Source organism: Pseudomonas sp. MWU12-2345 (assembly GCF_023242385.1).
Lineage (GTDB): Bacteria > Pseudomonadota > Gammaproteobacteria > Pseudomonadales > Pseudomonadaceae > Aquipseudomonas > Aquipseudomonas gingeri_D.
The window spans coordinates 263,103-273,180 of sequence record NZ_JALLJA010000003.1 but is presented as its reverse complement, the minus strand read 5'-3'; the positions used below and the strand labels follow the sequence as shown (position 1 = coordinate 273,180).

The following is a 10,078-nucleotide window of genomic DNA, read 5'->3' as shown; positions in this document are numbered from 1 at the left end:
GGGCGCGCGAATGCGCCGTGCACTTGGCTGTGCTTCGATTAACGGATGGCCGTACAGGGAAATTAGGCGGACCGGGCAACGTCGCTCGGCGACCAAGGCGGTTTTGACCGCTGAAACATTTACTTTCATTTCCTTATACGTTTTTCCAAGGCTCATCCGTCTTATCCAAATGACACCCTTAGAAATCGAGCCCCCGCTTTCCCATGTCGAAGCCTTCCACCTCGAAGAAATCCCGCTCAAGACTCTGGTTCCTGGTCCATGGCTGGCTGGCGCTGCCCATCTGGTTCTTTGTCCTGATCGTCTGTGTCACCGGCACCCTGGCGGTGATCAGCCAGGAAATCGTCTGGCTGGCCAATCCCGAGATCCGCGCCAGCAAGCCGTTCGACGACGCGCCGCTGCTCAGCTTCGACCAGGTGATCGCCGCCATCGCCAAGAGCGATCCCGAGGTGATCGTCCAGCAGATCATTCGCCCGGACGAAGCGCATTTCGCCTTGCGCGCCGATATCAACTACCCCGACGGCCGTTCGGTGATCGTCTACGTCAATCCCTATACCGGGGTGATCCAGGGCATCAGCCCGCCGTTCGACTTCAAGCAGTTCACCCGCGCCCTGCACGGCTGGTGGCTGGTGCCTTTCGTCAACGGTTACAGCTGGGGCTGGTACCTGGTGTCGCTGCTCGGACTACCGCTGCTGGCGTCGCTGGTCACCGGACTGGTGGTGTACAAGCGTTTCTGGAAGGGCTTCTTCAAGCCGACCTTGCGCTTCAACCACGGCGCGCGGATTTTCTGGGGGGATTTCCACCGGCTGAGCGGCATCTGGTCGATCTGGTTTATCACGGTGATTTCCATCACCGGCACCTGGTTCCTGATCCAGGCGATCCTCGCCGACAACCAGATCAGCTTCGCCAGCCGGCCGATCCCGGCGATCATTTCCCATGACAGCGCACCGCTGATGCCCGACGGCCGGCCGGCGCCGATGCTCGGCGCGGACGAAGCCCTGCGCATCGCCCAGCAACGGGTTCCCGGGCTCGATTCGAGCTTTGTCAGCCTGCCCGGCAACGCCTTCAGCCCCATCGAAGTCGGCGGCCGTAGCGGTTATCCGTTGATGTACCAGACCCTGCAGATCAACCCCTACAGCGGCAAGATCGAACAATCACGCCTGCTCTCGGATCGCAACAACCTGGAGTTCGTCACCGAATCGATGCGGCCCCTGCACACCGGGGATTTCGGCGGCCTGTGGATCAAGCTGATCTGGTTCTTCTTCGGCCTGGTGCTGAGCATGATGGTCTTGAGCGGCCTGCTGATCTGGACCAAGCGCACCGCCCTGGCTACCGCCCAGGCCCTGAAACGCAGTGCCAAGACCGAACGGGCGCCGGCGCCCAAGGTCCGGGCGCGGAATACCGAGACTCCGGAGGTGACCCCGTGAGCAAGGACAGCCCGCTGCCGGCGCCCTCGCCCCTCCGCCGCTTCTGGCACAAGTGGCGCTTCCATCTGAATATCCTGCTGGTGCTGATCCCCCTGGGCTTTATGCCGCGCTACTTTTCCGATGCCGCGCTGTTCCGTGGCGACACCGGCCTGGGCAAGCACCTCAATCAAATCCAGGTCGGCCCCTGGAGCCTGGAAATGGCCGAACTCTGGGACGAAGGACCCCGTCGCGACGGACCCGCCGGTTATCTGAAAAGCTTCAACGCGCGCCTCTGCGACAGCTGCGGCGAGCAGGTCAAGGCCGCCTACCTGCGCGTCGGCAAACCCCGCAGCCTGCGCGCCGCCGGGGTGATCTTCTTCGGCACCGCCTATCGCATGAATGCCGTGGTGCCGATTCCCGACCGGACCCAGGACGATGCCGAACTGTGGATCACCCTCGAGGGCTGGGACGGTTCGGTGTACCAGGCCTCTCTTCCACTGCGCCAGGCCTCCCCGGCCACCCTTGCCTGGCTGGACAAACAAGGAGCGCGAAAATGATCTTCACGCCACCCAAGGCGCTTACCGCCTGTTTCTTGCTGCTGGCGGCCGGTTTCAGTACCAGTGCCCTGGCCCACAATCCGATCTGCGAGTGCAAGCAGATCGATGCCGAACAGATTCAATGCAAGGGCGGTTTCTCCGATGGCAGCGCGGCCACCGGGGTGACCCTGGACGTGATCGGCTATGACGAAAGCATCCTGCTGCCGGGCAAGCTGGGGCAGGACTCGACCCTGACCTTCAAGAAGCCGGCGACCGATTTCTATGTGCTGTTCGACGCCGGTCCCGGGCATATCGTTGAAATCGACCATGGGGATATCGAAGCCCCATGAGCACCTCGACCACCCAGATTGTCCGCCCCGCCGGGGCCGGCCATGAAACCCTCTACGTGCTGCTGTTCTGCCTGATCGTGCTGCTGGTCGCCGGTTCCGTGGTGGCGCTGCATGGCGAGAAGCAGGACGTCAGCACCCTCGAGGCCTATCAGGTGGATGCGCGCCGCGACCTGAGCCCCGGCGAGCAGGGTATCTACGCCGACCTGCGGGTCACCCTCGACGAAATCCACCTGCTGCAACAGGACCAGCAGGCCCTGCCCGCCCCAGAGCAACTCGGCGAAGAAGGCTTTGCCCCCTTTGCCCAGGACGCCAGCTCGGTCAGTCGCGGCGGCCACGCCTGGCGCCTGCTCGACCAGCGCGCCTACTTCGGCCTGAGCCACGCCACGGCCACTGCCGGTTCGTTCCTGATGCGGGTCGGCAACGATGCGAACGCCGCGCCGGACATCTGGCTCAACCGCGGCAACCACCTGGCGGCCCCCGCCGATCTCAGCGACAGCGCCCTGATCGCCGCCGGCTGGCAGCGGGTGGTCGCGCAATTCGATGCCGGCGTAACCCGCCAGCATCGGCACTGAACCTTCCGACTCACCCCAGGGAAGACTGTCTACCCATGTCCATTTCCGCTCTGTTCGGCCGCCGTCGCCTGTTGCTCGCGCTGCTGCTCTCGCCCCTGCTATTGTCCTTCCAGGTCCAGGCCGACCCGGCCAAGCGCCTGCGCATCGGCATCACCCTGCATCCTTATTACAGCTACGTGGCGAATATCGTCGGCGACAAGGCCGAGGTGGTGCCGCTGATCCCGGCCGGCTTCAATCCCCACGCCTACGAGCCTCGGGCCGAGGACATCAAGCGCATCGGCACGCTGGATGTGATCGTGGTCAATGGCGTCGGCCATGACGACTTCGCCGACCGCATGATCGCCGCCAGCGAAAAGCCCGACATCCCGGTGATCGAGGCCAATGAAAACGTGCCGCTGCTGGCCGCCACCGGCACCGCCGCGCGAGGCGCCGGCAAGGTGGTCAACCCGCACACCTTCCTCTCCATCAGCGCCTCCATCGCCCAGGTCAACAATATTGCCCGGGAACTCGGCAAGCTCGACCCGGACAATGCCAAGACCTACACCGCCAACGCCCGGGCCTACGGCAAGCGCCTGCGGCAGATCCGCGCCGACGCCCTGGCCAAGCTGACCCAGGCACCCAATGCCGACCTGCGGGTGGCGACGGTGCATGCGGCCTATGACTACCTGCTGCGGGAGTTCGGCCTGGAAGTCACCGCCGTGGTCGAGCCGGCCCACGGCATCGAACCGAGCCCGAGCCAGTTGAAGAAGACCATCGACCAACTGCGCGAGCTGGATGTGAAGGTGATCTTCTCGGAACTGGACTTCCCGTCCACCTATGTCGAGACCATCCGCCGCGAGTCGGGGGTGCGGATCTATCCGCTGTCGCATATTTCCTATGGCGACTACAGCGCCGACAAGTACGAGAAGGAAATGACCGACAACCTGGACACCGTGGTCCGGGCGATTCAGGAGGCCGGGGTATGACCGCCGCCGAACGGTTGGTCGTCCGGGCCATCGGCCCGACGTTGAAGTTCGACGGCATCGATCTGGTGCTGGGCAACACCACCATTCTCGATCAGGTCAGCTTCCAGGTTCGCCCCGGTCATGTGCACGCCCTGGTCGGGCCCAACGGTGGCGGCAAGAGTTCGCTGATCAAGACCCTGCTCGGGCAGATGCCCCACCAGGGACGCCTGAGCCTGGAATGGCCCGAGGCTCCCGGGATCATCGGCTATGTGCCCCAGGCCCTGGAGTTCGACCGCGGCCTGCCGATGACCGTCGACGATTTCATGGCCGCCATGTGCCAGCGCCGTCCGGCTTTCCTCGGACTGTCCCGGTATTTCGCCGGAGCGATTGGCGAGGCCCTGGAACGGGTCGGCATGCAGGACAAACGCAAGCGCCGCATGGGCGCCTTGTCCGGCGGCGAACGGCAGCGGGTCTTGCTGGCCCAGGGACTGATTCCGGCACCGCAACTGCTGGTGCTCGACGAACCGATGTCAGCCCTGGACGAAGCCGGCATCCGGGTTTTCGAGCGCTTGCTGCTCGACTGGCGCCGCGCTGGCATCACCGTGTTGTGGATCGAACATGACCTGGAAGCGGTCAAGCGCCTGGCCGACCGGGTCACCGGCCTCAATCGCCGGGTGCTGTTCGATGCCTCGCCGGCCGAGGCCCTGACCCCGGACCGCCTGCTGAGCCTGTTCTCCACCCATCCGCGCAGCCTCAACGAGGAGACCCGGCCATGACTTATGAAGCTTTTCGCCTGATGATCCAGGGCTGGGCCTCGTCCGGTTTCCTGCCGGCGGCGCTGGCTTACGGTTTTGTAGTCAACGCCCTGATCGCCGGGCTGTTGATTGGCCCGGTGCTGGGCGGCCTCGGCACCCTGGTGGTGGTCAAGCGCTTCGCGTTCTTTTCCGAAGCCGTGGGCCACGCGGCCCTGACCGGCGTGGCCATCGGCATCCTGCTCGGCGAACCCTACACCGGCCCCTACGGCAGCCTGTTCGGCTACTGCCTGCTGTTCGGCGTGCTGCTCAACTACCTGCGCAACCGTACCGGCCTGGCGCCGGATACCCTGATCGGGGTCTTTCTCTCGGTGTCCCTGGCCCTCGGTGCCAGCCTGCTGCTGGTGCTGGCCGGCAAGATCAACGTGCATATCCTGGAAAACGTGCTGTTCGGTTCGGTGCTGACGGTCAACGGCGACGACCTGCTGGTGCTGCTGATTGTCGGCAGCCTGGTGATGGGCCTGAGCCTGCCGCTGTACAACCGCATCATGCTGGCCAGTTTCAACCCGCAACTGGCGGCGGTGCGCGGTGTCGCGGTGAAAACCCTCGACTACCTGTTCGTGGTGCTGGTGACGCTGATCACCGTGGCGGCGGTAAAAGTCATCGGCGCAATCCTGGTGGGCGCCCTGCTGGTGATTCCGGCCGCCGCCGCGCGTCTGCTCAGCCAGTCGCTCAAGGGGTTCTTCTGGATCTCGGTGGCGATTGCCACCGTCAGCACCCTCTGCGGCATCCTGCTGCCGATCCTGTTCGACCTGCCCGTGCCGTCCGGCGCGGCGATCATCCTGATGGCCGGTATCGCCTTCGCCCTCGCGGCGCTCGCCCGTGGCACCGTGCCCAGCCTCAAAGGGAATATTGGATAAATGCCTGTTTTTCTCCCCCTGGCGCTCGCCCTGACCCTGAGTAGCCTGTACAGCGTAGCGTCGTTCGCCAACCAGGCGCCTCTGCAGATCACCGCCAATCACGGCCTGGGTACCGTAGCGTTGCACGCCAGCAGCACGGCCAAACCGGTGCGCATTCTCGCCAGCCTGCCGATCACCTACGGCCTGGGCGAAATCCTGCTCAAGGACACCGACGTGGAACTGCAACGGGCCGCCGATGCCAACCTGCCGGGCAGTCGCCAGAGCGCCTATTTCAGCGGTCGCGGGGCCCCGGCCCTGCAGAAGCTGGCGAACAATGCCGACGCAGTGATCGGGCTGCGTTCGCTGTGGCCCGAGGATCCGCTCTACCCCATGGCCCGCCGCAGCAATGTGCGAATCGTCGAGGTCGATGCGGCCCATCCGGTGGACGGCGGCCTGGCGGGTATCGCGGTGCAGCCGGGCAACGGCGTGGACGGTCTGAACAGCCAGCCCTGGCTGTCGAGCAACAACCTGGGACGGATGGCCGATGTGATCGCCGCCGACCTGGTGCGCCTGGCCCCCGAGGCCAAGCCGAAGATCGAGAGCAACCTGGCGACCCTCAAGCAGCGCCTGCTCAAGCTCAGCGCCGACAGCGAAGCACGGCTGGCCAAAGCCGACAACCTGAGCGTGTTCAGCCTCTCCGAGCGCTTCAACTACCTGGTAGGCGGACTCAACCTGGAGCTGATCCAGGTCGATGCCCGGGCCGACGAGCAATGGACGCCCGAGGCCCTGGCCAAGCTGAGCGCAACCCTCAAGGACGCCGAGGTGAAACTGGTGCTGGATCACCGTCAGCCTCCGCAGGCCGTGAAGTCGGCGATCAGTCAGGCCGGCAGTACGCTGCTGGTGCTCGAGAACGAGAACGCCGACCCGCTGACCGGGCTTGAAGACTCGATCACGCAAGTCCTGGAGAAACTGGCTCCCTTATAGACAAGCGTTGTCCCGCTGCAGATTCCGCTCATCCCCGACAAGGACAGGCTGAAACCATAAACAGATACCTCAAGCGCAAAAACACCCCTGGAGATACTCCTTCGTGCGGTTCCTCAAAACTCACGATAAAAGGACTTGTCCATGGCCAACACACTCAGCAGGAATGATCGGGTCGCCAGACCCGTCGATGGCATTGTCATCTCGGACCTTGTGGCAAACCCTGCCGTCAAGAAGCCTTCCACCAGCCCCGTTCCCTCACCGGCCAGGGGCCGGGCCGGCCTCGCCGAACTGGACGCGCGCCTGGGACCGGTGACCCTGGACAGCTTTGTCATCAGTCGCGTGGAACTCTACGACATGGGCGCCAGGCTCGGCGGACGCGCCCTCGACAGTGCCGACCCGCAACTCCAGGGCAGCGGCCGGGCCCTGGTGGATGATTTGCAGTTCGATCCGGATGAACTGCAACGGCATCTGGAGACCGGGGACGACAGCCATCAGCGCCCGATCGACGTGCTGTTTGAAATAGGCTCGCAACGCTCCCAGCAGGCCCCGCCCTTGCTCGGGACAGAAAAACCGGCGCTGGCCGCCAACCTGATGAAGCATCTCAATCAGTTGCTGGTGCGCTTGCAGAACCTGCAAATCCTCACGCACAAATATGTCACCTTCAGCCTTCCGAGCTGGATCGATACCGCCAAGAGCCGCAGCATGCTCACGGCGGGATCCGGCATGCAGGCCTACGGGATCTACAGCGGCCTGGTCGGCATCCGTGAAGCGCTGAAAAAGCGCGACGTCACCGAAGCGGCCGTGAACGCCGGCAGCATTGGCGCCGAGCTGACGTCCATATTGGTCGAGCGCGGCTTGAGGAAAACCGGGGAGGCCCTGCTCAGCCAGGGCGGCAGGATTTTCCAGGGCTTTCGCGCCACCTCCGCCGGCCTGCTGGTCAGCCGCAGTGCCGGCCTGCTGGGCAATGTGCTGACCCTGCCGTTCGATATCCACAGTGCCGTGGTGGCGTTCAGCAATGCCGCCAAGGCCAGCGGCAAGGAGGCCATGGACCATTACGTCACCGCCGGGTTCAGCATTGCCAGCGCCACCTTGTCGCTGGCCCTCGGCGCGGCCGCCGCCGCCGGCTTCAGCTCCGCCGGCCCCCTCGGTCTCGTCGCCTGCGCGGTGTTGATCGTCGGTGCGAAGATCTACAGCGCCGTGCGCCAGGTCGACGATATCGACGACTATATCGAGCTGAGCGTCAACGAGCGCTGGCGTTCGGGCTGGTTCGCCTTTACCGGGCAGGCGCTGGACCAGGAGGTCATGGACCGCTACCTGGTCGAGCGCACCCGGGTCGACTATGGCAAGGCCCTGGAAACCCGCGCCAGGGCGCTCCTCGACGTGGAAATGAAGGAAACCCTCGCGGGGGTGGTGAACGGCAACTTCCACGTTGAGCTGGAGCCCGTCAAACACTGGGCAGCGCGCTGGGATGAGGGCGAGGAACAACCCTATACGACCGTCAATACGCCGGTGGTCCGCGAAGGCGACGATGTCATCGATGCCGCAAAGGGCCTGGGGCAAATCCCGGGTCTGGTCAGCGGAACGCCGGGGGAAAAAAAGGGCCTGCTCTGGCAATTGGGCGGCGGCAACGACCGGGTCATCGGCGTGCGCGACAAACCCAACTACTTTGCCTTTTCCACCGGCAAAAAGACCCTGACCGGCGGCGATCGGGATGACGCCTTTCTGTTCCAGACCCAGGCCACCCTGACCTCCCCCAACGTGCCCGCCATCAGTGCGCTACAGGGTGGAGACGGCCAGGATACGCTGTCGCTGCAAGGGCAGGTCCCGTCGCGCAATAACCTCCACTTCGTCGGCCACGAGGTTGACCTGGACAGCGGCACCTTGGGGTTGCGCCGTAACGCCGCGGATCTCAACCCGGTCGCCTATGCCACGCTGGCCGCCATCGAGCATGTCGAGACCCTTGCCGGTGGCAGCAGTCGCGTGACCGGCAACCCGCAGGCCAATCACATCAGCCTGCAGGGTATCGACGACCAGGCGAGCGGCGGCGCCGGCGACGACCACTTCATACTCAAGGGTACCCAGAGCAGGGTCGCTGGAGGAGCCGGCAAGGACCACTACCGGATTACTCCTGCGGGAAGAACCGTGATCCTCGACGAGGACGGCGGTGAACCCAGTACCATCGAACTGGACTGGCCCATGGAGCGTATCCAGAGCTGGCGCATCGTTGACACCGCGCTGGTTGTCACCTCGTTGCGGGACGAAAATGGCGTGCTGCCCAGTCACCAGTTGACCATCCGGGATGTCTACAGGCACGACGGCGGGCGGCAACTGCAAAATGACCTGTTGTTGTTTGTCACCCAGGAAGGCCACACCCTCAAACCCGATCTGCCGGCCACCCTGGAAGGCACCGACGACCAGGATATCCGGGTAACGGTATTGGTCCTCGGGAAACTCCCGCCAGCCCCGCAGCCCGTCAATGGCGGCGAGTACAGGCTTCCCGGAGCCTCGACGAACGGCTACTTCATCGCCAGGCAGACCCTGCACACGACCTTCCAGGTCACACCCGACGACACGCGCCCCTCAACCACGCTGTTCCTCGACTACGACAGCGCTGAGATCGAGCAGGTCAGCACGCGTTACCAGGTGCAATCGAAGAGGATCGGTGCCTTCAACTACCTGAGCTACAGCGAGGCCAGCCTGAGCCTGCGGTTCGACGACCAGACACAACTGACGCTCAAGGACTGGGTGGTCGAAGGCGCGGGCAAAGCGACCGATGTCGGTGCCGCTTTGCATACCACGGGGTTCGACCTGAACCATGGGATTGTCCTGGTGCTGCGCGATGGCAGTTCATACCAGGTCGGCGCGCCAACCGCCAGCTATCTCGACGACAGCCGCAACCCGGGCATCAGGAGCATCGATGGCCGTGCCTCATTACGCAGGCGTACCGGCAACTGCCTGTTCCGTTCGCCGGAAAGCCAGAGCGCCTTGCTGAAGGACCATCCGCAGCGCGTCGACTTCAAAGCCGGCGGCGCCTCGACGATCTACACCCTGGAGGGAATGAGTTCAACCTATGAACTCTATCCCTGCTCCGGCGCGACCATCCGCCTGTCGACGCCGGGAGCCCTGGCGAAAATCACCAATGCGTCGACCTGGTACATCCATACCCAGGCAAGCGCGCAGATCGTAACGCCCGGCGATATCAGGATCGCCCCCCAGCAGCTATGGGTCGGCAATATCCGCTTCCTGCTGCCGACCCACGACGATCCCGCGCAACCGATGGACCTGATCTACATCGTCGTGACATCCGGCGCCCGGTATGAGGTGGACCGGATCTTCGACCAGCTGTTGCTGCAGGAACTGGATGCCCGCGCCCATGCCGATCTGGACGCCATAAAGCGCTGTATCGAACAGCATCAGGCAGACGACCAGCTGGCCAGCAACCGCGTCAGGATCAAAGGACTCAGGGTGATCAGCGACTCGACGTCAAGTACACGCTCCCAGGCGGCCTACGACGCAATCACCTACGACACGCTGACGCAGCAGTGGCGCACCGACAACGACGAAGCCTCCCTTGTCGACCCTGCGGACCTGTTTATCCACACCCCGCGCTAGCCGCGCGGGGCCTCCAACCCTACCCG

The 10,078-nt window shown here is 64.3% G+C and carries 9 protein-coding genes; all 9 read left to right on the top strand.

Annotation, left to right across the window (positions count from 1 at the left end; all coding sequences use genetic code 11):
- Positions 1-203 precede the first annotated feature (203 nt).
- On the top strand, positions 204-1,424 hold the full coding sequence (locus M5C71_RS09600; RefSeq protein ID WP_248767705.1) for a PepSY domain-containing protein: 1,221 nt from the start codon (positions 204-206) through the stop codon (positions 1,422-1,424).
- Complete coding sequence (locus M5C71_RS09595; RefSeq protein WP_248767704.1) at positions 1,421-1,960, top strand: thiamine pyrophosphate-binding protein; 540 nt, start codon at positions 1,421-1,423, stop codon at positions 1,958-1,960. Before M5C71_RS09600 ends, M5C71_RS09595 begins: the two co-directional genes overlap by 4 nt.
- Positions 1,957-2,289: a hypothetical protein gene (locus M5C71_RS09590; RefSeq protein WP_248767703.1), complete on the top strand. Its 333-nt coding sequence runs from the start codon at positions 1,957-1,959 to the stop codon at positions 2,287-2,289. The genes M5C71_RS09595 and M5C71_RS09590 overlap by 4 nt, the downstream gene beginning before the upstream one ends.
- Positions 2,286-2,861: a DUF6162 family protein gene (locus M5C71_RS09585; RefSeq protein ID WP_248767702.1), complete on the top strand. Its 576-nt coding sequence runs from the start codon at positions 2,286-2,288 to the stop codon at positions 2,859-2,861. Before M5C71_RS09590 ends, M5C71_RS09585 begins: the two co-directional genes overlap by 4 nt.
- 35 nt (positions 2,862-2,896) lie before the next feature.
- A complete protein-coding gene (locus M5C71_RS09580; RefSeq protein ID WP_248767701.1) occupies positions 2,897-3,826 on the top strand; it encodes a metal ABC transporter substrate-binding protein in 930 nt (309 codons plus the stop codon).
- Positions 3,823-4,581, top strand: a complete 759-nt coding sequence (locus M5C71_RS09575) for a metal ABC transporter ATP-binding protein (RefSeq protein WP_248767700.1) — start codon at positions 3,823-3,825, stop codon at positions 4,579-4,581. The genes M5C71_RS09580 and M5C71_RS09575 overlap by 4 nt, the downstream gene beginning before the upstream one ends.
- The gene (locus M5C71_RS09570) at positions 4,578-5,477 is read left to right on the top strand and encodes a metal ABC transporter permease (protein ID WP_103496889.1); all 900 of its coding nucleotides are present in this window, start codon (positions 4,578-4,580) and stop codon (positions 5,475-5,477) included. Before M5C71_RS09575 ends, M5C71_RS09570 begins: the two co-directional genes overlap by 4 nt.
- On the top strand, positions 5,478-6,440 hold the full coding sequence (locus M5C71_RS09565) for a zinc ABC transporter substrate-binding protein (protein WP_248767699.1): 963 nt from the start codon (positions 5,478-5,480) through the stop codon (positions 6,438-6,440).
- 141 nt (positions 6,441-6,581) lie between these two features.
- Positions 6,582-10,052, top strand: a complete 3,471-nt coding sequence (locus M5C71_RS09560; RefSeq protein ID WP_248767698.1) for a calcium-binding protein — start codon at positions 6,582-6,584, stop codon at positions 10,050-10,052.
- Positions 10,053-10,078 lie beyond the last annotated feature (26 nt).

Excerpts from the sequence above, each read along its gene's own strand:
- M5C71_RS09600 (WP_248767705.1), top strand. The coding sequence starts at position 204 with ATGTCGAAGCCTTCCACCTCGAAGAAATCCCGCTCAAGACTCTGGTTC.
- M5C71_RS09590 (WP_248767703.1), top strand. The coding sequence starts at position 1,957 with ATGATCTTCACGCCACCCAAGGCGCTTACCGCCTGTTTCTTGCTGCTG.
- M5C71_RS09585 (WP_248767702.1), top strand. The coding sequence starts at position 2,286 with ATGAGCACCTCGACCACCCAGATTGTCCGCCCCGCCGGGGCCGGCCAT.
- M5C71_RS09580 (WP_248767701.1), top strand. The coding sequence starts at position 2,897 with ATGTCCATTTCCGCTCTGTTCGGCCGCCGTCGCCTGTTGCTCGCGCTG.
- M5C71_RS09575 (WP_248767700.1), top strand. The coding sequence starts at position 3,823 with ATGACCGCCGCCGAACGGTTGGTCGTCCGGGCCATCGGCCCGACGTTG.
- M5C71_RS09570 (WP_103496889.1), top strand. The coding sequence starts at position 4,578 with ATGACTTATGAAGCTTTTCGCCTGATGATCCAGGGCTGGGCCTCGTCC.
- M5C71_RS09565 (WP_248767699.1), top strand. The coding sequence starts at position 5,478 with ATGCCTGTTTTTCTCCCCCTGGCGCTCGCCCTGACCCTGAGTAGCCTG.
- M5C71_RS09560 (WP_248767698.1), top strand. The coding sequence starts at position 6,582 with ATGGCCAACACACTCAGCAGGAATGATCGGGTCGCCAGACCCGTCGAT.